This window comes from Agromyces sp. C10, from assembly GCF_023217995.1.
In the GTDB taxonomy this organism is placed as follows: domain Bacteria; phylum Actinomycetota; class Actinomycetes; order Actinomycetales; family Microbacteriaceae; genus Agromyces; species Agromyces indicus.
This window is the reverse complement of record NZ_JALPSX010000006.1, coordinates 133,466-156,879: the sequence shown is the minus strand read 5'-3', so window position 1 is coordinate 156,879 and position 23,414 is coordinate 133,466. Positions and strand designations below refer to the sequence as shown.

20 protein-coding genes are annotated in these 23,414 nt (G+C 72.9%); 16 read left to right on the top strand and 4 right to left on the bottom strand.

Annotation, left to right across the window (positions count from 1 at the left end; all coding sequences use genetic code 11):
• Positions 1-34 precede the first annotated feature (34 nt).
• The 3 genes from hisD to M1L56_RS08695 are packed head-to-tail and all read left to right on the top strand — an operon-like array spanning position 35 to position 2,915.
• Positions 35-1,348, top strand: a complete 1,314-nt coding sequence (hisD, locus tag M1L56_RS08705; protein WP_248598915.1) for a histidinol dehydrogenase — start codon at positions 35-37, stop codon at positions 1,346-1,348.
• Between the two features lie 24 nt (positions 1,349-1,372).
• Positions 1,373-1,846 (top strand): transcriptional regulator NrdR, encoded by a 474-nt coding sequence (gene nrdR / locus M1L56_RS08700; protein ID WP_067945360.1) that lies wholly within the window; start codon positions 1,373-1,375, stop codon positions 1,844-1,846.
• Positions 1,847-1,859: 13 nt separating this feature from the next.
• Positions 1,860-2,915, top strand: a complete 1,056-nt coding sequence (locus tag M1L56_RS08695) for a quinone-dependent dihydroorotate dehydrogenase (protein ID WP_067945362.1) — start codon at positions 1,860-1,862, stop codon at positions 2,913-2,915.
• A 58-nt stretch (positions 2,916-2,973) separates the two neighbouring features.
• Here the strand turns inward: M1L56_RS08695 and M1L56_RS08690 are convergent, their stop codons facing one another.
• Complete coding sequence (locus M1L56_RS08690) at positions 2,974-4,032, bottom strand: App1 family protein (RefSeq protein ID WP_374256317.1); 1,059 nt, start codon at positions 4,030-4,032, stop codon at positions 2,974-2,976.
• A gap of 111 nt (positions 4,033-4,143) precedes the next feature.
• On the opposite strand from M1L56_RS08690, the gene M1L56_RS08685 reads away from it, so the two are divergent.
• From M1L56_RS08685 to M1L56_RS08665, 5 genes are all read left to right on the top strand, one after another.
• The gene (locus M1L56_RS08685; RefSeq protein WP_248598913.1) at positions 4,144-4,803 is read left to right on the top strand and encodes a TetR/AcrR family transcriptional regulator; all 660 of its coding nucleotides are present in this window, start codon (positions 4,144-4,146) and stop codon (positions 4,801-4,803) included.
• A 107-nt stretch (positions 4,804-4,910) separates the two neighbouring features.
• Positions 4,911-5,723: an ABC transporter ATP-binding protein gene (locus M1L56_RS08680; protein WP_067945367.1), complete on the top strand. Its 813-nt coding sequence runs from the start codon at positions 4,911-4,913 to the stop codon at positions 5,721-5,723.
• Positions 5,720-6,406 carry an ABC transporter permease gene (locus tag M1L56_RS08675; protein WP_067945369.1) on the top strand — a complete coding sequence of 229 codons (687 nt, stop codon included), beginning with the start codon at positions 5,720-5,722 and terminating at the stop codon, positions 6,404-6,406. Before M1L56_RS08680 ends, M1L56_RS08675 begins: the two co-directional genes overlap by 4 nt.
• On the top strand, positions 6,403-7,146 hold the full coding sequence (locus M1L56_RS08670; RefSeq protein ID WP_248598912.1) for an ABC transporter permease: 744 nt from the start codon (positions 6,403-6,405) through the stop codon (positions 7,144-7,146). The genes M1L56_RS08675 and M1L56_RS08670 overlap by 4 nt, the downstream gene beginning before the upstream one ends.
• A complete protein-coding gene (locus M1L56_RS08665; protein ID WP_248598911.1) occupies positions 7,143-8,075 on the top strand; it encodes an ABC transporter substrate-binding protein in 933 nt (310 codons plus the stop codon). The genes M1L56_RS08670 and M1L56_RS08665 overlap by 4 nt, the downstream gene beginning before the upstream one ends.
• On the opposite strand, the gene M1L56_RS08660 is transcribed toward M1L56_RS08665, so the two are convergent.
• Genes M1L56_RS08660 through M1L56_RS08650 form a run of 3 tightly spaced genes read right to left on the bottom strand, consistent with a single transcriptional unit; the run spans position 8,072 to position 10,194 of the window.
• Entirely contained in the window at positions 8,072-8,851 is a 780-nt protein-coding gene (locus M1L56_RS08660) for a DedA family protein (protein WP_082846893.1), read from the bottom strand. The two genes, M1L56_RS08665 and M1L56_RS08660, sit on opposite strands and share 4 nt — an antisense overlap.
• Before the next feature lie 43 nt (positions 8,852-8,894).
• The gene (locus M1L56_RS08655; protein ID WP_248598910.1) at positions 8,895-9,821 is read right to left on the bottom strand and encodes a M56 family metallopeptidase; all 927 of its coding nucleotides are present in this window, start codon (positions 9,819-9,821) and stop codon (positions 8,895-8,897) included.
• 1 nt (position 9,822) lies between these two features.
• Complete coding sequence (locus tag M1L56_RS08650) at positions 9,823-10,194, bottom strand: BlaI/MecI/CopY family transcriptional regulator (RefSeq protein WP_067945376.1); 372 nt, start codon at positions 10,192-10,194, stop codon at positions 9,823-9,825.
• Positions 10,195-10,300: 106 nt separating this feature from the next.
• Between M1L56_RS08650 and M1L56_RS08645 the strand changes: the two genes are divergently transcribed.
• The 8 genes from M1L56_RS08645 to M1L56_RS08610 all read left to right on the top strand — a co-directional run bounded on the left by M1L56_RS08645 (position 10,301) and on the right by M1L56_RS08610 (position 23,385).
• The gene (locus M1L56_RS08645; protein ID WP_067945378.1) at positions 10,301-11,713 is read left to right on the top strand and encodes a cytochrome ubiquinol oxidase subunit I; all 1,413 of its coding nucleotides are present in this window, start codon (positions 10,301-10,303) and stop codon (positions 11,711-11,713) included.
• 12 nt (positions 11,714-11,725) lie between these two features.
• A complete protein-coding gene (cydB, locus tag M1L56_RS08640; protein WP_248598909.1) occupies positions 11,726-12,730 on the top strand; it encodes a cytochrome d ubiquinol oxidase subunit II in 1,005 nt (334 codons plus the stop codon).
• Between the two features lies 1 nt (position 12,731).
• Positions 12,732-14,363, top strand: coding sequence for a thiol reductant ABC exporter subunit CydD (cydD, locus tag M1L56_RS08635; protein WP_248598908.1), 1,632 nt, complete (start codon positions 12,732-12,734; stop codon positions 14,361-14,363).
• Entirely contained in the window at positions 14,356-16,041 is a 1,686-nt protein-coding gene (gene cydC, locus M1L56_RS08630; protein ID WP_248598907.1) for a thiol reductant ABC exporter subunit CydC, read from the top strand. Before cydD ends, cydC begins: the two co-directional genes overlap by 8 nt.
• Before the next feature lie 78 nt (positions 16,042-16,119).
• On the top strand, positions 16,120-17,523 hold the full coding sequence (gene pabB / locus M1L56_RS08625; protein ID WP_248598906.1) for an aminodeoxychorismate synthase component I: 1,404 nt from the start codon (positions 16,120-16,122) through the stop codon (positions 17,521-17,523).
• 87 nt (positions 17,524-17,610) lie between these two features.
• A complete protein-coding gene (leuS, locus tag M1L56_RS08620; RefSeq protein WP_248598905.1) occupies positions 17,611-20,187 on the top strand; it encodes a leucine--tRNA ligase in 2,577 nt (858 codons plus the stop codon).
• A 96-nt stretch (positions 20,188-20,283) separates the two neighbouring features.
• Positions 20,284-20,988, top strand: coding sequence for a ComEA family DNA-binding protein (locus M1L56_RS08615; protein ID WP_248598904.1), 705 nt, complete (start codon positions 20,284-20,286; stop codon positions 20,986-20,988).
• Positions 20,989-23,385 carry a ComEC/Rec2 family competence protein gene (locus tag M1L56_RS08610; RefSeq protein WP_248598903.1) on the top strand — a complete coding sequence of 799 codons (2,397 nt, stop codon included), beginning with the start codon at positions 20,989-20,991 and terminating at the stop codon, positions 23,383-23,385.
• The last annotated feature ends 29 nt before the right edge of the window (positions 23,386-23,414 follow it).

Sequence of the window (23,414 nt, the reverse complement as noted above, 5' to 3'; positions counted from 1 at the left end):
GGCGCCCGGTCGCGATCGGTAGGCTGGGCGGGCCATGCTGCGCACGATCGATCTCCGCGACTCCCGTCCCTCGATGAGCGAACTGCTCGACCTCGTCCCGCGTGCCGCGACGGATGTCGCGGCGGCGCTCGACCCGGCCAGGGAGCTCATCGACGACGTCCGCTCCCGCGGCGAGGCCGCGCTGCTCGACCAGGCCGAGCGGTTCGACCGCGTCCGCCCGGCCGCCGTGCGGGTGAGCGCCGACGAGCTCCGGGCGGCGCGCGATGCGCTGACCGACGAGGTGCGGCGCGCCGTCGAGTCGACCACCGAGCGCGTGCGCGCAGCCAGCGCGGCGCAGGTGCCCGCTCCCGCGACGACGGTCCTCGGACCCGGTGCCGTGGTCGAGCAGCGGTGGCAGCCGGTGGCGCGCGTCGGACTCTACGTGCCCGGCGGCAAGGCCGTGTACCCGTCGTCCGTGGTGATGAACGTCGTGCCCGCGCAGGTGGCCAGCGTCCGGTCCATCGCGCTCGCCTCGCCCGCGCAGGCGGCCCACGGCGGCCGCATCCACCCGACCATCGCGGGCGTCGCGGCCCTGCTCGGCATCGACGAGGTCTACGCGATGGGCGGCGCGGGAGCGATCGGCGCCTTCGCCTACGGCGTCCCGGGAATCGGCCTGGACCCGGTCCAGCGGGTCACCGGGCCGGGCAACGTCTTCGTCGCGGCGGCGAAGCGGCTCGTGCAGGGCGTCACCGGCATCGATTCCGAGGCGGGACCCACCGACATCCTCGTCATCGCGGATGACACCGCCGACGCCGACCTCGTGGCATCCGACCTCGTGAGCCAGGCCGAGCACGACGAGCTCGCCGCGGCCGTGCTGGTGACCGACTCGCCGGCGTTCGCCGAGCGGGTGCTCGACCGGCTCGCTGCCCGGGTCGCGGCGACCCGCCACGCCGACCGGGTCCGCACGGCCCTCGAGGGCCCGCAGTCGGCCGTCGTGCTCGTCGACGACCTCGTGCAGGCCGCCGACTTCGCGAACGCGTTCGGGGCCGAGCACCTCGAGATCCAGGTGCGCGACGCCGATGCGACGCTCGCCCGGATCGAGAACGCCGGCGCCATCTTCATCGGCCCGTACTCGCCGGTGAGCCTCGGCGACTACGCGGCCGGATCGAACCACGTGCTGCCGACCGGCGGGCAGGCGCGCTCCGCCGCGGGCCTGTCGGCCGCGACCTTCCTCCGGCCGCAGCAGGTGGTGCGGTACGACGAGGCCGCGCTCCGCGAGGTCGCGCCGGTCATCGCCGCGCTGTCCGCCGAGGAGGACCTGCCCGCGCACGGCGAGGCCGTGACGGCCCGCTTCGGCGACCGACCCTGACCGCGCCGCTACGCTGGGAGCACCATGCACTGCCCGTTCTGCCGCCACCCGGACTCGCGCGTCATCGACTCCCGCACGAGCGATGACGGGCTCTCGATCCGTCGCCGCCGCCAGTGCCCGGAGTGCGGCCGTCGGTTCTCGACGACCGAGACGGCGAGCCTCGCGGTGATCAAGCGCTCCGGCGTCATCGAGCCGTTCAGCCGCGAGAAGGTCGTGCTCGGCGTGAAGAAGGCGTGCCAGGGGCGGCCGGTCACCGATTCCGACCTCGCCGTCCTCGCGCAGAAGGTCGAGGAGACGATCCGCTCCACGGGCGCGTCGCAGATCGAGGCGAACGACATCGGCCTGGCGATCCTGCCGCCGCTCCGCGACCTCGACGAGGTGGCCTACCTCCGGTTCGCGAGCGTCTACCAGGCGTTCGAGTCGCTCGAGGACTTCGAGTCGGCCATCGGCCAGCTGCGCGAGGAGCACGGGCGCCTGCCCGCGCGTCCGGTCGAGTAGCCTGTCCCACGGCATGTATCGACTTCTCTTCTCCCAGGTCTTCACGCGCATGGACCCGGAGCGCGCCCACCACCTCGCCTTCGGCGTCATCCGCCGGCTGCCGCTCCTCGGCATCGGCCGCCTGGTCGAACGCGGCACGGCGCCCGCGCCCGAGCTCGCGGTCGAGGCGCTGGGGCTGCGGTTCCCGTCGCCGTTCGGCGTCGCCGCGGGCTTCGACAAGGATGCGCTCGCGGTCGTCGGCCTCGGTCACCTGGGCTTCGGCCACGTCGAGGTCGGCACCCTCACCGCGATCGCGCAGCCGGGCAACGAGCGCCCGCGCCTGTTCCGGCTCGTCGCCGACCGCGCGCTGGTGAACCGCATGGGCTTCAACAACGGCGGTGCGGATGCCGCGGCGGGCCGCATCTCGCGGCTGTCCCGTCGCCCCCATCGACCGGTGCTCGGCGTCAACATCGGCAAGAGCCGGGTCACGCCCGTCGAGCGGGCGACCGAGGACTACGTGCGGAGCACGAAGGTGCTGGCCCCGCACGCCGACTACCTCGTCGTCAACGTCAGCTCGCCGAACACGCCGGGACTGCGGGGCCTGCAGGAACTCGACGCTCTCGCGCCGCTGCTCGAGGCGGTCCGCGAGGCCGCCGGGCGCACGCCGTTGCTCGTGAAGATCGCGCCCGACCTCGACGACGCCGAAGTGGTGCGCATCTGCGAGCTCGTCGTCCGGCTGGGACTGGACGGGATCATCGCGACCAACACGACCATCTCCCGGGCCGGGCTCCTGACGCCGCCCGCGGAGGTCGAGGCGATCGGCGCGGGCGGGCTCTCCGGCGCGCCGCTCGCGACCCGGTCGCTCGCGGTGCTGCGCCTCATCCGGGAGCACGTGCCGGCGTCGCTCTGCGTGGTGTCGGTGGGTGGCGTGGAGACCGCCGAGGACGTGCAGGAACGACTGGACGCCGGAGCCACGCTCGTCCAGGGCTACACGGGCTTCGTCTACCGCGGCCCGCTCTGGGCGCGCCAGGTCAACCGGGGACTCGAACGCCTGCGGCGCGAGCGGAGCGTCGCGGCATCCGTCGCCTGACCGCCGAGGTCGACGCCGGCGCCATCGCGACGAGCCGCCGCTGCGCGGTGCATGCCGCTCAGAGCATGCCGATGTCGGCGAGCCGGTCGGCCAGGGTCGCACCGTCGCTGGCGGACACCCAGGGGACGTCGGCGCCGTGCTGCTCGGCCTTGCTGCGACCGCCCGCGAGCACCGCCTCGCCGACCGAGAGCTCGCGGATCGCGACGGCGGCGACCCGCTCGGGGTGCTCGGCCGCGAAGGACGCGTAGAGCTCCTCGTCGTGCTGGCCGTCGTCGCCGATGAGCAGCCACCGGATGTCGGGGAACTCCTCGGCGAGCCGCCGCAGGTTGTCGGACTTGTGCTCGCGGCCGCTGCGGAACCAGCGGTCGTGCGTCGGTCCCCAATCGGTCAGCAGGATGGGGCCGGCGGGGTAGAGGTTGCGCGAGAGGAACCGGGTGAGCGTCGGGGCGACGTTCCAGGCGCCGGTCGAGAGGTAGACGACCGGGGAACCCGGATGCTGGCGCACGAGCCGCTCGTACAGCACGGCCATGCCCGGAGTGGGGCTGCGGGCGTGCTCGTCGAGCACGAAGGTGTTCCAGAACGCCACGAACGGGCGGGGGAGCGCCGTGACCATGACGGTGTCGTCGATGTCGGACACGATGCCGAAGTGGACGTCGGGTGCGACCACCCAGATCGGCGCCTCGACCGGCTCGGATCCCTCGACCTGCAGCACGGCGCGGTTCCAGCCCGGTTCGAGGTTGGCCGGAATTCGCGTGTCGACCACGCCGCCGCGGTCGGCGAGCACCTCGATGCGCTCGCCCCCGACCTCGATCGTCACGCGCACGTCGCCCACGGGGACGCTCGTGAAGCTGCGCCAGCCGCGGATGCCCTGCTCGCGGCGGCGCCGGCGGCGCTTGGACGTGCCCTCGGCCGACGCCGGCTTCGCGAGGAGCACGCGGCAGAACACCCGCACCCACTGCGTCGAGCCGTAGCCCGTGTACGGAACCACGGTCGGGACGTGGCCCCGGCGCCGCGCCCAGCGCTCGCGGACGTCGTGGATCCAGTCTTCGAGGCGCGCGGCACCGTGCCGGACCGGTCGTTGCCGGGAACCGGCCGGGACAGGGGAACTCACCGGCATCCACTCAGTCTTTCATGCGGTCCCGACCATGGGTCAAACCCGGCGCGACGCCGCCCGCGTCCGCGAGGTCGCGCGTCGCGGGTAGAGTGGTCCGGCAAGTGAGGAGGTCCCGTGCCCAACATCGACCTGATCCTCGGGACCGATCACGGCCGGAGGCGCTCGGTCCGCACCGAGCCGACGCAGCGCCGCAGCACCCAGCGGCTCGACGCGCTGCTCGACGCCGCGGCCGAGATCGTGGACGAGCTCGGCTTCGAACGCCTGACGACCCAGATGGTCGCCGAGCGGGCCGGCGCGTCGATCGGCACGGTCTACCGGTACTTCCCCGACCGCGTCGCCGTCCTGCACGCGCTCCGGGAGCGCAGCGTGCGCCGGTACCGCGAGCGCCTCGCCGAGGCACTCGAGCAGGCCGAGCTCGCCGACTGGTGGAACGTCATCGACGCCGCCCTCGCGGTGTGCGCCGAGCTGTACCGCGACGAGCCCGGGTTCACGGTCATCCACGCGGCGCCTCGTGAGCTGTCCGAGCGCGACGGCGAGGCGGAGATCGCCCACCGCCTCGCGCTCCTCCTCGAGCACGACTTCGGCATCCGCAACGACGCCGAGACCCGGTTCCGCCTCGGCATCGCCGTCGAGATCGGCGAGGCGCTCATCCACCGCGCCTTCGCGCGCGACGCGGCCGGCGACGTCCGGTACCTCGACGAGGCGCGGCGCGTGGTGCGCGTGTACCTCGACGAGCACCTCGCCGACCGGATCGCGGCGACGACCGCGGCCTGAGAACCTCCCGAGAGCCGCCCGAACCGGCCTGCCGCCGTTGCCACCGACCGCCGCGAGGTGTTTGGCTTGAGGATGCGCCGACCGGCGCCCCGCACGGGGGAGGCAGCATGATCGAGTTCCGCGGTGTCACGAAGCAGTTCCCAGACGGCACCGTGGCCGTCAGCGACGTCGACATCGTCATCCCGCCGCATGAGACGACGGTGCTCGTCGGCTCGTCCGGCTCGGGCAAGACGACCCTGCTCCGGATGATCAACCGCATGGTCGACCCGACCGGCGGCCAGGTCCTCATCGACGGCACGGATGTCGCGACGGTCGATCCGGTGAAGCTCCGGCGGGGCATCGGATACGTGATGCAGAACTCCGGCCTGCTGCCGCACCGCAAGGTGATCGACAACGTCGCGACCGTGCCGCTGCTGCGCGGCGAGTCGAAGCGCGCCGCGCACGCGCGCGCCCTCGAACTGCTCGACACGGTCGGCCTCGACCGGTCCCTCGCCGACAAGTACCCGTCGCAGCTCTCGGGCGGACAGCAGCAGCGCGTGGGCGTCGCCCGCGGGCTGGCCGTCGACCCGAACATCCTGTTGATGGACGAGCCCTTCGGTGCGGTCGACCCGATCGTGCGCGCCGAGCTGCAACAGGAGCTGCTGCGACTGCAGGGCGAGCTCGGCAAGACGGTCGTATTCGTCACCCACGACATCGACGAGGCGTTCCTCCTCGGCGACCAGGTCGTGATCATGCAGCAGGGCGGGCGCATCTCCCAGGCCGCCTCACCGGCCGAGATCCTGGCGAACCCCGCCGACTCGTTCGTGGCGGACTTCGTGGGCGCCGATCGCGGCAAGCGGGCCCTCCACGTGCGCGAGGTCGACGGGCGGAGGATCGTCGTCGACGCCGACGGACGCCCGGCCGGGGTCCTCACCTCGTGAACTGGCTCTGGTCCAACCTCGACCGCGTCGGCGAACTCGTCGTGGTGCACCTGGCATTGTCGGTGCCGGCGATCATACTGAGCTTCGTGCTGTCGGTCCCGCTCGGATGGATCGCCCACCGGCACCGGTGGTCGCGCGGCATCCTGCTCTCGATCGTCGGGCTGCTGTACGCCATCCCCTCGCTCGCGCTGTTCATCGCGCTGCCCGCCGCCACCGGGCTGAGCCTCCGCTCGCCCGTGAACCTCGTGATCGCCCTCACGCTGTACGGCATCGCCGTGCTCGTGCGCACCGCGACCGACGCGTTCGACGCGGTCGAGCGCGACATCCGCCAGTCGGCCACCGCCATCGGCTATTCGGCGGCGGGGCGGTTCTGGGGCGTCGAGCTCCCGCTCGCCGGGCCCGTGCTGCTCTCCGGGCTCCGCGTGGTGATCGTGAGCACCGTGAGCCTCGCCACGGTCGGCGCGGTGATCGGCGTGCAGAGCCTCGGCAGCCTCTTCACCGACGGGTTCCAGCGCGGCATCCAGGTCGAGATCATCACCGGCATCGTCGCGACGATCCTGCTCGCCCTGCTGCTCGACTGGATCGCCGTCCTCCTCGGCCGCCTGCTCATGCCGTGGACGCGCACGTCGCGGCTCCGCCGTGCGGCGCCGGTCGAGGTCGCCGTCGGAGCGGAGGGCTCGTGAACCTCTTCGCCGACGCCTTCGCCTGGCTCGCCGACCCCGCCAACTGGAGTGGCGCCGGCAGCATCCCGCAGCGCCTCGGCGAGCACCTAGGGGTGTCCGCGGTCGTGCTCGTCATCGCCGCGATCATCGCCCTGCCCGTGGGCGCGTGGGTCGGACACACCGGTCGCGGCCGCGAACCGGCCGTCATGCTCTCCGGCGGGCTCCGCGCGCTGCCGACGCTCGGCGTGCTGACGCTGTTCGGCACCTGGCTCGGGATCGGCCTGCAGGCGCCCGTCATCGCGCTCGTGATCCTCGCGATCCCGCCGCTGCTGGCCGGCGCGTACGCCGGCTTCGAGTCGGTCGACCGGCGCACGATCGACGCGGCCCGGGCCATGGGCATGCGGGAGCTGCAGATCGTCGGCAAGGTGGAGCTGCCCCTGGGGCTGCCGATCGTCGTCGGCGGCATCCGCTCGGCCACCCTGCAGATCATCGCGACGGCCACGCTCGCGGCGTACATCGCCGACGAGGGGCTCGGCCGCTTCATCTTCAGCGGGCTGAAGACCCGCGACTACGCCGAGATGCTCGGCGGATCCATCCTCGTGATCCTGCTGGCGCTGGTCGTCGACGGGCTGTTCGCACTCGCGCAGCGGCTCGTGGTGCCCGCCGGCGTGCGCGCCACCCGCGCCAGAGAGCTCCGTTCGGGACCAGCCCGGTCCCGAGCGGCCGTGGGGCAACCCATCACCGAAGGGAACCAGCAATGACCACAGCAGGAAAAGGCCGGCTCGTCGCCCTGGCGGCGGTCGCGGTCGGGGCGACAGTGGCCCTGGCAGGGTGTGCATCCGGCGATCCGCTCGACAGCGGATCGGGCGGCGAGGGGGGCGACGGCGGCTCGGAGACGATCGTCGTCGGCTCGCAGGACTACTACTCGAACGAGATCATCGCCGAGCTGTACGCCCAGGCGCTCGAGGAGAACGGCTTCACGGTCGACCGGCAGTTCCGGATCGGCCAGCGCGAGGTCTACATCCCCGAGATCGAGGACGGCGCGATCGACGTCTTCCCCGAGTACACCGGCAACCTCCTCCAGTACTACGTGCCCGACACGACGGCCACCACGAGCGACGACGTCTACGCCGAGCTCGAGGGTTCGCTTCCCGAGGGGCTGCGCGTGCTCGAGCAGTCGCCGGCGACCGACCAGGACTCCTACAACGTCACCCGCACGTTCTCCGAGGAGAACGGGGTCACCAGCCTCGCCGACCTGAAGGACGTCTCGACCCCGATCACGCTCGGCGGCAACTCCGAGCTCGAGACGCGCCCGTACGGGCCGGAGGGCCTGAAGTCCGTCTACGGCGTCGACGTGGCGTTCACGCCCATCGAGGACAGCGGCGGCCCGCTGACCCTGAAGGCGCTCGTCGACGACCAGGTGCAGATGGTGAACATCTACAGCGCCGACCCGAACATCGCCGCGAACGACCTCGTGACGCTCGAGGACCCGGAAGGGCTGTTCCTGTCGTCGAACGTCGTCCCCGTCGTGAGCGAGAAGGTGACCGACGAGATGGCCGAGGTCATCGACACGGTCAGCGCGGCCCTCACTCCCGAGGACCTCGTGGCGCTGAACGCGCTCAGCGTGAACGAGCAGCAGTCGGCCGACCAGATCGCGAGCGACTGGCTCGCCGAGAAGGCCCTCTTCTAGGGCTCTCGACGTCGCTCGGAAGGGTCGGTCGCCTCGGCGGCCGGCCCTTCGTCGCGTGCGACGGCCGGTTCCCCGGCGGGCTCGACCTCGGGCGCGATGCCGTGCGGGGCCACCGCGGCGCCGGCGTCGTGCACCGCGTCATCCGCCATGTGCCGCGCCTCGAGCCGCATCAGGACCTTCTTCGCCGCCCACACGAGCACCAGGAACAGGACGATCGCCCCGACGAACAGGTAGCCGGCCCAGTGGAGGTCGTCGCTGAGGCTGCGGTAGCCGCCCGCGGCGGCGCTGCCGACGCTCACGTACGCGAACGACCAGATGATGCACGCCGGGGTGGTCCAGGCGATGAAGCGCCGGTAGGACATGTCGCTCATGCCGACGGTCAGCGGCACGAGGGAGTGCAGCACGGGCAGGAACCGAGAGATGAAGACGGCCGGCCCGCCGCGACGCGCGAGGTAGCGACGCGCGCGGTGCCAGTTGTGCTCGCCGATCCGGCGACCGACGCGCGATCGTTCGATGCGCGGTCCGAACCATCGCCCGAGCGCGAAGCCGATGCTCTCGCCGACCAGCGCGCCGATGATGACCGTGAGGGCGAGCGCGAGGTACTCGACGGGACCGTCGACCGCGGTGGAGGCGACGATGACGATGCTGTCGCCCGGGACGACCAGGCCGATCAGCACGGAGGTCTCGAGCATGATGCCGATGCCGGCCAGGACGGTCCGCAGCACGGGATCGACACCTTCGACGGTGCCGAGGATGCCGTCGAGCAGCTCGTTCACGCTCCGAGCCTAGGGCGTGGGTCGCCGTGGCGGCTGTGAGCCGTCAGAGCGTCACGGCGGCGAGCACCACGACGGGCGTCGCGACGATGAGGGCCGCGGCGATCCCGCTGGCCGTGCGGGCGACGGGGCCGAGCGGATGCCGCCCCGGTTCGAGCCGCTCGAGGCGCTGCTCGAGCATGCCGGCGTCCGGATTCACGCCGCCGGCGTCGGCGTACGCCCCGGGCTCGCCGGCACTTCCGACGAGGACGAGCGCCCGCCGGAGCGGCTCGGGGCCGGTCTCGCGACGGGCGCGGTCGTCGGCGAGCAGTTCGGTGAGCAGTGCGACGGCCCGTTCGGCGCGGTTGGCGATGGGGAACCAGGGGAGCGCGCCGTGCCAGGCCCGGAACGCGAGCAGGACGAGGTGGTGGAACTGGTCGAGGTGCGCGCGTTCATGCGAGACGACGGCGCGCAGCTCGTCGGCGTCGAGCAGCTCGACGAGCCCCTGGGTGATGACGGTGGCGGTGCGGATGCCGGGGACGCAGTAGGCGACGGGCACGGGATGGGAGAGCACGCGCGGACCGGCCGGGTCGGCGGCGGGCTCGGCGAGGAGGTCGACGAGCCGGTGCTGCCGCCGACGGGCCCGTTCGGCGCGGATGGCGGTCGAGAGGAGGTTCAGGGCGAGGTGGACGGTGAGCCCGACGGCGAGGGTGAGCGCCGCGAGGTGGATCACGCCGTAGCCGTCGGGGATCGGGCCGGCGGTGAAGGCGGGCAGCAAATCGCGGGCCGCGCCGACGATCGATCCGCCCGGCGACGCGCCGAAGACGAGCAGCGAGCCGATCATGGCGAGGCCGCCTCCGAGTGCGATGCCCTGCCAGAGCGCCAGTGCCGTGGCGGGGGAGCGCGCCGGCCAGGATGCCCGGGCGAGGGCGACGGGGACCGGCCAGGCGAGCGCGAGCGCGACGACGCCGAGCAGGACGGCGGCGGCGACCACGTCAGCGACGCACGAGCTCGTCGAGGAGGCGGCGCAGCGTGCGCGCCTCGCCGTCGCTGACCGTGCCGACGAAGCGGGCCAGCGCCGCGTCGCGGTCGGAGGAGGACGAGAGCACCTCGTGCATGAGTTCGGCGGTGTGCTCGGCCCGGGAGAGCAGCGCGCGGTAGCGGTGCGGGCGCGTCTCGCGGGCGCGGGTGACGAAGCCCTTGCGCTCGAGGCGGGAGAGCACGGTGAGGACGGTGGTCGTGGCCGGGGTGCGCGACGGGTCGGACGGGTCGGCGAGGTGCTCGCGCACCTCGTTCGCCGTGAGCGGTCCGTCGCTCTTCCAGAGCTGCTCCATCACCGAGCGCTCGAGGTCGCCGAGTCCTGCCATACATCGAGGATACCGCGCAAGGGCCCAAAGGTTCTACACATCGTAGAAAAGTGCTCTACGCTGTGTAGAAGAACGCGCCGTCACTCCCACGAAAGGGGCCCCCGCAGTGAACGAGCTCCTCGATCCGCTCCTGCTCGCCAGGTGGCAGTTCGGACTCACGACGGTCTACCACTTCCTCTTCGTCCCCCTCACCATCGGACTCGCGACCACCGCAGCCGTCTTCCAGACCGCGTGGGTGCGCACGGGCAGGATCGAGTACCTGCGGATCACGCGGTTCTTCGGCACGATCTTCCTCATCAACTTCGCGATGGGCGTCGTGACCGGCATCGTGCAGGAGTTCCAGTTCGGGATGAACTGGTCGGAGTACTCCCGGTTCGTCGGCGACGTCTTCGGCGCCCCGCTCGCCCTCGAGGGCCTGCTCGCGTTCTTCCTCGAGGCCACCTTCATCGGCCTCTGGATCTTCGGCTGGAACCGGCTCCCGCAGAAGCTGCACCTCGCGACCATCTGGGTCGTCGCGATCGGCACCATCCTGTCGGCCTACTTCATCATCGCGGCCAACGCCTTCATGCAGAACCCCGTCGGCTACCAGATGAACGCCGAGCGCGGGCGCGCCGAACTCGTCGACATCTGGGCGCTGCTGACGAACCCGGTGGCCGTCGCCGCGTTCCCGCACACGATCGCGGCATCCTTCATGGTCTCGGCCGGCCTCGTGATCAGCGCCGCCGCCTGGCACCTCGCGCGCAACCAGCACCTCGACACCATGCGCCCCGCCCTGAAGTTCGGCCTCTGGACCATGGTCGGAGCCGGCGCGCTCACCACGTTCTTCGGCGACCAGCTGAGCCTCGCGATGGTCGCCACGCAGCCCATGAAGATGGCCGCGGCCGAGGCCACGTACGACACCGTCTGCGGTGCGGACGCCTCGTTCTCGCTCTTCACCCTCGGCACGCCCGACGGCTCCACCGAGCTGTTCTCCATCCGCGTGCCCTACCTGCTCGCCCTGCTCTCGACGCACACCCTCGACGGCTGCGTGGAAGGCATCAACGACCTGCAGGCCCTGTACACCGACCTCTACGGTCCCGGCGACTACGCGCCCATCATCTGGGTGACGTACTGGTCGTTCCGGTGGATGATCGGCCTCGGCATGCTCCACATCCTCGTCGCGGTCGCCGGCCTCTGGCTCACCCGCAAGGGTCGGATGCCGCGCCAGCGCTGGGTCTGGACCGTCGCGATCTGGAGCTTCCCGCTCTCGCTCATGGCGATGATCGTCGGCTGGGTCTTCACCGAGATGGGCCGCCAGCCCTGGATCGTGTTCAGCCTCCTGCCCACCGAATCGGCGGTGTCGCCGAACGTCACCGGCCTCGAAGTCCTGATCTCGCTCGTGGCCTTCACGCTCATCTACGGCGCCCTCGCGGTCGTCGAGGTGAAGCTGATCCTCAAGGCGATCCGCACGGGACCGCCCGAGATCGCCGCGCCGGACCCGGAGACGGGCGAGGTCGAACACGCCGCCACGGTCTACTAGGAGGAGACGGACATGGATCTCGCAACGCTCTGGTTCTGGATCGTCGCCTTCCTCTTCGTCGGCTACTTCGTGCTCGACGGATTCGACTTCGGCGTCGGCATGTCGCTGCCGTTCCTCGCGAAGGACGACACCGACCGCCGCGTGCTCATCAACACCATCGGCCCGGTGTGGGACCTCAACGAGACCTGGGTGATCGTGGCCGGCGCCGCGCTCTTCGCCGCGTTCCCCGAGTGGTACGCCACGCTGTTCTCGGGGTTCTACCTCGCGCTGCTGCTCATCCTGCTCGCGCTCATCGCGCGCGGCGTGTCCTTCGAGTACCGGCACCAGCGACCCGAGCTCGCCTGGAAGCGCCGATTCGACTCGATGATCATCATCGGCTCGGCGGTCCCGGCGCTGCTCTGGGGCGTCGCCTTCGCCAACATCGTCCAGGGCGTCCCGCTCGATGCGAACCACAACTACACGGGCACGCTGTTCGACCTGCTCAACCCCTACGCCCTGCTCGGCGGGCTCACCACGCTCCTGCTCTTCTTCACCCACGGCGTCGTGTTCGCGGCGCTGAAGACCGACGGCGAGATCCGCGAGCGCGCCCGCCGCCTCGCGGCGAAGGCCGGCGCCATCACCATCGCGGTGGCCGCCACCTTCCTCGTCTGGACCGGCCTCGCGAACGGCAGCGCCTGGTTCTGGGCGCTGGCCGCGGTCGCCGCGGTCGCCCTCGTCGGCGCCTGGCTCGCCAACGGACGCGGCGCCGAGCGCACCGCGTTCACCCTGATGGCCGTCACGATCGGCGCGGCGGTCTTCGGACTGTTCGCGGCGCTCTTCCCCGAGGTGATGCCCGCATCGAACGACCCGGCCAACAGCCTCACCATCGCCAACGCCTCCAGCACGCCGTACACGCTCACCGTCATGAGCTGGACCGCCGTGATCTTCCTGCCGCTGATCCTCGCGTACCAGGGCTGGACCTACTGGGTCTTCCGCAAGCGCGTGACCCGGCAGACGATCGACGCCGCCGCCCACTGACGTGCGCCCCCTCGACCCACGACTCATCCGGCGCTCCCGCGCGGCGCGCGGCTTCCTCATCGGCGGCGGCGCGCTCGCGCTGCTCCAGGCCGGCTCGACGATCGCGTTCGCCTGGGCACTCGCGTCGCTCGTCGTGGGCCTCATCGAGGGCGACGTGCCGTGGGGGATCGAACCGGTGATCGTGGTGCTCGTCGCCGCGGCATCCGTTCGCGCGCTCGCCGGCTGGCTCTGGGAGTGGCTCGGCTCGGCCGGGGCGATGCGGGTCAAGGCCGAGCTGCGCGACGACCTGCTCGCCGCCCTCGAGGCCCGGCCCGGCGACGCGCGGCCCACGTCCACGGCGGACGCGGCCACGCTGCTCGGCCCCGGCCTCGACGCCCTCGACGAGTACTTCGGGCGCTACCTGCCGCAACTGGTGCTCACCGCGGTCGCCACCCCGATCCTCGTCGCCGCGGCATGGTCGGCGGACTGGGTGTCCGGGCTCATCCTCGTGATCGTCCTGCCGCTCATCCCCGTCTTCATGGCGCTCATCGGCATGGCGACCGAGGTCGTGCAGCGCCGGCAGTGGCAGCGCCTCCAGTCGCTCTCCAAGGGGTTCCTCGAAGTCGTCGGGGGACTCGCGACGCTGATGCTGTACGGCCGCGCCGAGCGCCAGGTGGAGCGCATCCGCACCGTCACCGACCAGTACCGCTCGAGCACCATGAAGGTGCTGCGGGTCACGTTCCTCTCCGGGTTCACGCTCGAACTCGCGGCGAGCCTGTCCGTCGCGCTCGTCGCCGTCTCCATCGGACTGCGACTCGTCGCAGGCGACATGTCCTTCGCGCCCGGGCTGTTCGTGCTCGTGCTCGCGCCCGAGGTCTTCCTGCCCATCCGCAACGTCGGCGCGGCGTTCCACGCCTCCACCGCCGGCCTCGAAGCCTCTCGCAGCGCCCTCGACCTCCTCGAGACGGACCCGGCGGAGCGTCGCCCCGACCAGCCCGCGCCCCACCGCGAAGCGACGACGGATGCCGCGGGCCTGCACCTGCGCGGCGTGCGCGTCACCCGCGGCGGGCGCACCGCGGTCGACGGGATCGACCTCGACGCCGCCCCCGGCGAGATCGTCGCCGTCATGGGGGCGAGCGGGTCGGGGAAGTCGTCGCTCGTCGCCGCGCTGCTCGGCTTCGCCCCCTACGAGGGCACGGCCACCCTCGACGGCGTCGCGCTCGGTCCGGGCACGCGGGCGCGACTCGCGTGGGCCGCGCAGAGCGCACACCTGCTCGAGGGCACGGTGGCCGAGAACGTACGCCTCGGCGCCGAGCACGCCCCCGCCGCCGTCGCCGACCGGGCACTCGCCCTCGCCGCAGCCGAGGTGCCCGCCGGCACCGTGCTCGGACCCGGCGGCACCGGCCTCTCCGGCGGACAGGCACAGCGCGTCGCCGTCGCACGCGCCATCCACCGCCTGCTCGCGACCGACGCCTCCCTGCTCGTCCTCGACGAGCCGTCGTCGGCGCTCGACGCCGATCGCGAGGCGGCGCTCGCCGCAGGGCTCCGCGAACTCACCGCCGAGGGACGGACCGTCCTCGTCGTGACCCACCGCGAGACGCTCGCGGCCCACGCCGACCGCGTCGTCGCCATCCGGGAGGTCGCGCATGCGTGAATCGACCCGAGACGTGCTCCGCCGTGCCGTCCCGCCGGCCGGGCGGCTCGTGCCGTCGATCCTCCTCGGGGTGCTCGCGGGCCTTTCGAGCGTCGCGCTGCTCGCCTCGAGCGCCTGGTTGATCGCGCGCGCCGCCGAGCAGCCGCCCATCCTCTACCTGTCGCTCGGCGTCGTGGGCGTCCGCGCCTTCGCGCTCGGCCGCGCGGTGTTCCGCTACCTCGAACGCCTCGCCGGTCACGACGCCGCCTTCCGCCAGCTCGCGGAGATCCGGACGGGGGTGTTCGAGCGCATGCTTCCCGTCGCACCCGACGGGCTCGCTACGAGCCGCCGCGGCGACCTCCTCGCGCGATTCGTCGGCGACGTCGACGAACTCCAGAACGTCTCGTTGCGGATCGTGCAGCCGCTCGTCAGCGCCGCCATCGTCCTGGCCGCGGCCATCGCCGGACTGGCCTGGCTCGCCCCCGGCTCGGCGTTCGCCGTCCTGTCCTGCCTCGGCGTCGGCATCGCCGTCGCGGTGACGGCCCAGCAGGTGCTCGCCGCGCGCGCGGACGCGCGGCTCGCCCCGCTCCGCGGACGGCTGCAGGCCGCGATCGTCGAACACGTCCAGGCCCTCGACGTCCTCGTGGCCTTCGACGCGGCGGCGCCGAGCCGGGCACGCATCCGGCGGATCGGCGCCGAGCTGCAGCGGGCGACCCGGACGCGCGCGGCCGCGCAGGGCCTGGCTGCGGCCGCGATGAGCGCGGTCGGCGGGGTCGCAGCGGCGGCGAGCCTCGGAGCCGCCGCCCCGCTGCTCGCCGACGGCCGGATCAGTGGTCCCACGTTCGCCGTGCTGTGCCTGGTCCCGCTCGCGATCGCCGAGGTCGCGGCGGCGATCCCCGTGGCGATCGGCGCCGTCCGCACCGTGCGGGCGAGTGCGGAACGGGTGGCCGGCGCCGTCCCGGCGGGTGTCCCGGCGGAGCTGCCGCAGCCGCGGTCCGGCCCGGCACCCGAGCCGAAATCGTCGCATCGGCGCCGGACACCCGGCCTTCGGCTCAGGGGCGCCAGTGCGAGCTGGCCGCGGGCGAGCGGCGCCGGGCATGCCGGCTCACGCGACCTGGCGCCGCTCGACCTCGACGTCGCCCCGGGCGACCGGGTGCTCGTGGAGGGGCCGTCGGGCTCCGGCAAGACCACGCTGGCCCACGTGCTCGTCCGGTTCCTCGAGTACGAGGGGTCGTACCGCCTCGACGACGTGGAGGCTCGCGACCTCGATCCGCGGGACGTCCGCCGCGTCGTGGGCCTCGTCGAGCAGCGGCCGTGGCTGTTCGACGAGGACCTCCGCCAGAACCTCATCTTCGCCCGGGACACCGCCACCGATGCCGAGCTGCTCGAGGCACTGGATCGGGTCGGGCTCGGGTCGTGGGTCGCCGAGCGCGGCGGACTCGATGCCCGCGTTGGGGAGCGGGGCGCGCTGGTCTCGGGAGGCCAGGCGCAGCGGATCGCGCTCGCCCGGGCCATGCTCGCCGACTTCCCGGTGCTGATCCTCGACGAGCCGACCGCCAGCGTCGACGCGGATCGCGCGGACGCCCTCCTGGCGGACCTGCTCGGGGCCGCCGCGGATGGCCGCTCGGTGATCCTCATCTCCCACACCGGAGCACCCGACGGGCTCGTCGACCGTACGGTGCGGCTCGGTGCGGGCTGACGCGCCGTCCTGCTCGCACCCGGCGAGCGCACCCCGCCAGCGCGCGGACCGCTGCGGCACCGGCAGTACGCTCGGAGGGTGCCACGACGCATCCGGAGCCTGACGCTGCCCGAGTGGCGCGACCCCGAGGCCGTCTTCGTCGCACTCGCGGCGACGGCGCCGATCGCGGCCTGGCTCGACGGCGGGGACGGTGCCCGCGACGGTCGCAGCGTGATCGCGATCGCCGACCGCGACACCCCGGTCGTGATCGCCGGCGACGCCGACCGGCCCGATGACGTCTACGCCGCGCTCGCGGCCGGCATCGGCGACGTCGACCCGATCGACGACCTCGGCGCGTCGGCACGTGCCGCGGTGGGCTGGCACGGATGGTTCGGCTACGAGTTCGGCGCTCGCACCCTCGGGGTTCCCGCGTCCGCGACCGAGGTGCCGGCCGCGGCGTTCTTCCTCGCCGATCGGGTGATCGTGTTCGAGCACGCGGACCGGCGCGTGCGGCTCGAATGGCTCGAGGGTGAGGACGCGGCGTCCGTCGAGGGGTGGGTCGAGGCGACGCGGGCGACGCTCGCCGCCCTCCCGGCGGGCGCGCCGGACCGGACGCAGGCGGCGACCACGCCCGCGCCATCCGCACCGACCCGATGGCGGCACGGCGCCGAGGAGTACCGTCGGATGATCGACGCGTGCCGCGAGGCCATCGTGCGCGGCGACGCGTACCAGCTGTGCCTCACCAACCGGGTCGAGCTCGACGTGCGGCCCGATCCGGTCGACGCGTACCTGCGCCTGCGACGCGGCAGCCCGAGCCACCACGGGGGCTTCCTCCGGTTCGGCGACGTCGCGTTGCTCAGCGCCTCGCCCGAGCAGTTCCTCCTCGTGGAACGCGACGGCACCGTCGCCACCAAGCCCATGAAGGGCACACGCCCGCGGTCGGCCGACGCGGCGACCGATCGGGCCCTGCGCGCCGAGCTCAGCGCGAGCGAGAAGGAGCGCGCCGAGAACCTCATGATCGTCGATCTCATGCGCAACGACCTCGGTCGCATCGCCGAACTCGGCACGGTCGCGGTGCCGAGCCTGCTCGAGGTCGAGGAGTACCCGCACGTGCACCAGCTGGTCTCGACCGTGACGGCGCGCCTGCGGCATCCGCTCACCGCACTTGACGCCGTGCGCTCGGCGTTCCCCGCCGGATCGATGACCGGGGCGCCGAAGGAGAGCGCGATGCGGATCCTGCACGAGCTCGAAGGCGGGCCGCGCGGCATCTACTCGGGGGCCTTCGGATGCCTCGGGGTCGACGGCACCGCCGACCTGGCGATGGTCATCCGGTCGATCGTGCTGACTGCCCGGGGCGCGTCGATCGGCACTGGCGGCGGCATCACGGCGCTGTCGGACCCGGAGGAGGAGGTCGAGGAGACGCGACTCAAGGCGCGCGCGCTCATCGCCGTCCTCGGCGGCGAGGACCCCGCCCGCTCGCAGGCGCCCCGGTCCGCCCATTGAGTAGGCTTGTCCCTCGGGCGCCGCGCTCGCGCGCCCGTCCCGGGCCGAGCGCCCGCACCCTCCCCGCGCAGCACGATTGAGAGTCACGTGGCACACGAGCAGGACACCCCCGAGACCGCCGACGCCGGCACGTACGACTTCGCCGCCATCCAGGCGAAGTGGAGCCCGGTGTGGGAGGAACTCCAGCCGTTCCGTGCCGCGCAGCCGGGCGACACCCGCCCGCGCAAGTACATCCTCGACATGTTCCCGTACCCCTCGGGCGACCTGCACATGGGCCACGCCGAGGCCTTCGGGTTCGGCGACGCCGCGGCACGCTACTGGCGCCACCAGGGCTTCGACGTGCTGCACCCGATCGGATGGGACTCGTTCGGCCTGCCCGCCGAGAACGCGGCGATCAAGCGCGGCGCCGACCCCAAGGCGTGGACCTACGCGAACATCGAGCAGCAGAAGCGCTCGTTCAAGCAGTACGCGCCGTCATTCGACTGGTCGCGCGAGCTCCACACGAGCGACCCCGAGTACTACAAGTGGAACCAGTGGCTGTTCCTCAAGCTGTACGAGAAGGGCATCGCCTATCGCAAGGCGGGCCAGGTCAACTGGTGCCCGAACGACCAGACGGTGCTCGCGAACGAGCAGGTCGTCGACGGCCACTGCGAGCGCTGCGGCAGCGTGGTGACGAAGAAGGCGCTCACGCAGTGGTACTTCCGCGTCACCGACTACGCCGACCGCCTGCTCGACGACCTGAACCAGCTCGAGGGCAAGTGGCCCGGCAAGGTCATCACGATGCAGCGCAACTGGATCGGCCGGTCGTCGGGTGCCGACGTCGACTTCCCCATCGAGGGCCGCGACGAGCCGGTGACGGTGTTCACGACGCGCCCCGACACCCTCTACGGCGCCACCTTCATGGTCGTCGCGCCCGACTCGGCACTCGCGGCCGAGCTCGTCGAGGGCGCCTCCGACGACGTGCGCGCGCGGTTCGAGCAGTACCTCGAGTCGGTGCGCGCCGAGAGCGACATCGACCGGCTCGCCACCGACCGCCCGAAGACGGGCGTGTTCCTCGACCGGTACGCGACCAACCCGCTGACGGGCGAGCGCCTGCCGATCTGGGCGGCCGACTACGTGCTGGCCGACTACGGCCACGGCGCGATCATGGCGGTGCCCGCGCACGACCAGCGCGACCTCGACTTCGCGCGCGCCTTCGAGCTGCCCGTGCGGGTGGTCGTCGACACCAACGCGCCCGTGACCGGCGTGATCCCCGTCATCCCCGTCGACGACCAGGGCGTGCCGCTGCCCCTCGAGGACCTGCCCGAGCTCGACCCCGCCTCGACGGGCGTCGCGCTCACGGGTGAGGGCCGCCTGATGAACTCGGGCCCGCTGAACGGGCTCAGCAAGTCCAACGCGATCCGACGTGCCATCGAGATCCTCGAGGAGCGCGGCCTCGGGCGCGCGGCGAAGAACTACCGCCTGCGCGACTGGCTGATCTCCCGGCAGCGGTACTGGGGCACGCCCATCCCGATCATCCACTGCGAGCAGTGCGGCGAGGTGCCCGTGCCCGAGTCCGACCTGCCGGTCCGGCTGCCGGATGCCGCGGGGCTCGACCTGCGGCCGAAGGGCTCGAGCCCGCTCGGCGCGGCCGAGGAGTGGGCGAGCGTCACCTGCCCGAACTGCGGCGGCGAGGCCCGGCGCGACTCCGACACGATGGACACCTTCGTCGACAGCTCGTGGTACTTCCTGCGGTACCTGAACCCGAACGACGACGACCGCGCCTTCGACCCCGCCGAGGCCGAGAAGTGGATGCCGGTCGACCAGTACGTCGGCGGTGTCGAGCACGCGATCCTGCACCTGCTCTACGCACGGTTCTTCACCAAGGTGCTGTTCGACCTCGGCTACCTCGGGTTCACCGAGCCGTTCACGTCGCTGCTCAACCAGGGCATGGTGATCATGGACGGCCACAAGATGTCGAAGTCGAAGGGCAACCTGGTCGAGTTCGCCTCCGAGCTGTCCGCCCACGGCGCCGATGCGCTGCGCGTGACCATGGCGTTCGCGGGCCCGCCCGAGGATGACATCGACTGGGCGGACGTGTCGCCGGTCGGTGCCGCGAAGTTCCTCGCGCGCGCCTGGCGCATCTCGGGCGAGGTCGCCTCGAGCCCGGATGTCGAGTGGAAGACGGGCGACCCGGCGCTGCGCCGCATCACGCATCGCCTGCTGGCGGACGCGCCCGGCCTGGCCGAGTCGTTCAAGTTCAACGTGATCGTCGCGCGACTCATGGAGCTCGTGAACGCCACGCGCAAGGCGATCGATTCGGGGGCCGGCCCGGCGGATGCCGCGGTGCGCGAGGCCGCCGAGGTGACCGCGATGATCCTCGACCTGTTCGCCCCGTACACGGCCGAGGACATGTGGCAGCGCCTGGGCTACGAGCCGACCGTGGCGAACGTGGTGTGGCGGAAGGCCGACCCGGCCCTGCTCGTCGAGGAGTCCGTGACGGCGATCGTGCAGGTCGACGGGAAGGTGCGCGACCGCATCGAGGTGTCGCCGAAGATCGGCGCCGACGAGCTCGAGTCCCTCGCCCGCGCGTCGGACGCGGTGACCCGATCGGTGGCCGGGCGCGAGATCGCGAACGTGATCGTGCGCGCGCCGAAGCTCGTGAACATCGCCACGCGCCGTTAGCCCGACCCGGCCTCCACAGGCGGGGCCGGCTCCGGTTCGTCGTACGTGACGCGGGTTCGCTGCCGACGGTCGTGGCGGCGCGGCTAGCGTGCCCGCATGCCCGTGCGTGAGCCCATCGAATCCGACCCGGTCGAGTCGAGCGCCGACGTCGACCCGCTGACCGCGCTCGACGCAGCACGCGTCGGGCCCCGGCGACGCATCGCGGTCGGCGCGGCGGTCGTGGTCTTCGTCGCCTCCGTCGCCGTCTCGGCGTTCGCCGCGTTCGCCTCCGGCGGCGGCGGCATGCAGGGCGAGGTCGGCGCGCCGGGCGTGACGATCGACGGCGTCGGCGCGGTGGATCCCGCCGCCTCGGGCACGGCGAACCCGGCGGCCGCGACGCCCACGCTCCTCGTGCACGTCCTCGGCGCGGTCGCCCGGCCGGGCATCGTCGAGCTCGCGCCGGGTGCGCGCGTCGTCGACGCCGTGGGGGCAGCGGGCGGACTGGCGCCGGACGCCGACCCGGGCGGGGTCAACCTCGCCCGCGCGCTCGTCGACGGCGAGCAGCTCGTGGTACCGGTCCTCGGGGCCGAACCCGCCGCCGCGGCATCCGGTGGCGCGGCGGCCGGGGATGGGCGGGTGAGCCTCAACCAGGCCGACGTCGCCGCTCTCGACACGCTTCCCCGCATCGGTCCCGCGCTCGCCCAGCGCATCATCGACTGGCGCGAGGCGAACGGCCCGTTCACGGATGTCTCGCAACTCCTCGACGTCGCCGGCATCGGCGATGCGGTCTACTCCGGTCTCGCCGACCTCGTGACGCTCTGAGTGCGCCGCCACGACCTGCGCCTCCTGCCCGCCGCGATCGCCGCGTGGGCGGCCGCTTGGCTGGCGACGGGGGTGCCGGACGAAGGGATCCCGGCGTGGTGCCTGCCGGTCCTGTGCTGGCTCCTCGCCGGGCTCGTGCTCGCCGAGGCGATCATCGCCGAGCGACGACGCCGGTTCTGGCGGCCGGAGACATCGGGTCGGTCGGGGGAGTGGCCGGGGCAGCGCGCGCGGGTGCGCCGTCTCGCGCATCGATGGTCGACCCATATCGCCCTCGCGGCCGCGTGCGCGGGGGTCGCCGCGACCTCCGCCGGCATCGCGCTGGCTGGGCGCGAGACGGGCACGCTGGCCGAGGCTGCGGCGTCGCGCACCTGGGTCGAGGTCGAGATGCGCCTGGAGTCGGCGGCTCGCCCGTCCGTTCCGGCGCCATGGGAGGAGGGCTCGAGCAGTTGGCGGGCACCCGCGACGGTGACCGCGGTGGACGGGCGGTCGCACCGGCCCGTTCGCGTCGAAGCGGTGGTGTCGGGGTCCCCGTCCGTGCCGGGCTTCGGCACGACGCACCTCGTCCGGGTCCGGGCGACCGCCCTGCCCGCCGCGGACCGCGAGGCCTTCCGGTTGCGCGGCGAGCTCCTCGAGTCGGGCGGGGCGCCGTTCCTCGTCGGGTGGACCCATCCGCTCCGGGCGGGCCTCGCGGACGCCGCCGATCGACTGGGCGGCGACGGCGGTGCCCTCGTGCCGGGGCTCGCCATCGGCGACACGTCGGCCGTCTCCGACGAGCTCCGGGAGGCCATGACCGTCGCCTCGCTGACCCACCTCACGGCCGTCTCGGGAGCGAACTGCGCGATCGTCACCGCGGCGGTGTTCTGGGCGGCCGGGCGGGCGGGCGCGCCGCGTCCGCTGCGGATCGGGATCGCGTTGGCCGCGCTCGCGGGGTTCGTCCTGCTCGTGACGCCCGAGTCCAGCGTCGTGCGCGCCGCGGTCATGGCGGTCGTCGTGCTGGTCGCGCTGGGCGTGGGCCGGTCCGGCGGAGGAGCGTCGGCCCTCGCCGTGGCCGCGGTGGTCCTCTTGGCGATCGACCCCTGGTACGCCCGCGACTTCGGCTTCGCTCTGTCCGTGTGCGCCACCGGAGGACTCATCCTGCTCTCCGGACCGCTCGGTGCGCGACTGTCGCGCTGGATGCCGCGGCCGGTCGCCGTGATGATCGCGATTCCGCTCGCCGCGCAGCTGGCGTGCCAGCCGGTGCTGATCCTGCTCGAACCGTCCATGCCGGTCTACGGCGTGCCCGCGAACCTCCTCGCCGCGCCCGCAGCTCCCGTCGCGACGGTCGCCGGGCTCGTCGGATGCCTCATCCTCCCCGTCCTGCCCTCCGTCGGCTTCGCGGCGCTGCAGGTCGCGTGGCTGCCTGCGACGTGGATCGCGCTGCTCGCGCATGGCGTCGATCGGCTCCCGGTCACCTCCCTGCCGTGGTTGCCCGATGCGCCGGGCGCAGCGCTGTGCGCGGTCGGGGTGGCGGCCGGGGTGGTCGTGGCCATCCGTGCCGGTACCCGGGTGCGGACGGTGGCCGCAGTGATCCTGATCGTGTCGGTCGCGCTCCCGCTCGGAGCGGCGGGCGGTCGGCCCGCGGTCGCGCGAGCGGTGCTCCCCGCTGACTGGGAACTGGTGCAGTGCGACGTCGGCCAGGGCGATGCCGTGCTCGTCCGCGATCGCGATGCGGTCATGCTGGTCGATGCCGGTGCGGAACCGGCGGCGCTCGCCCGCTGCCTCGACCTGACCGGCATCGACCGCCTCGACCTGGCGGTCATCACGCACTGGGATGCGGATCACGCGGGCGGCGTCGAGGCGATCGCCGGTCGGGTCGACGTCGTCCTGCACGGCCCGCTCGACGGGGCCAGGTCGAGCCGGGCGCTCGAGCCGCTCGTCCGCGGCGGGGCGGAGGCGGTCGAGGTCGGCGCGGGCGCCTCCGGTGCACTCGGGCGGGCCCACTGGCGGGTGCTGTGGCCTCCGCCGCGCACCGAGCCCGGCAACGATGCGAGCGTGGTGATCGACCTGCGCACAGCGCGGTACCGGGCCGTCTTCCTCGGCGACCTCGGAGAGACGGCGCAGGAGCGGCTGCGCCGCGACCATCCGATCGGCTCGGCCGACCTCGTGAAGGTCGCCCACCACGGCAGCGCCGACCAGAGCAGCGAGCTCTACCGCCAACTGCGGGCCCCGGTCGGCCTCGTCGGCGTCGGCGCCGACAACGGGTACGGGCACCCGACCGATTCGCTCCTGGACCTGCTCGACGAGGCCGGGACCCACGTGATCCGAAGCGATCGGTCGGGCACCGCGGCGCTCGTGGCGATCGAGGGCAGGTTCGCCGTGTGGACCGAGCGTGCGGATCAGGTCGGTGGTGATCCGTAGACTGGTGCGGCACATCGGAGGGAGCGCAC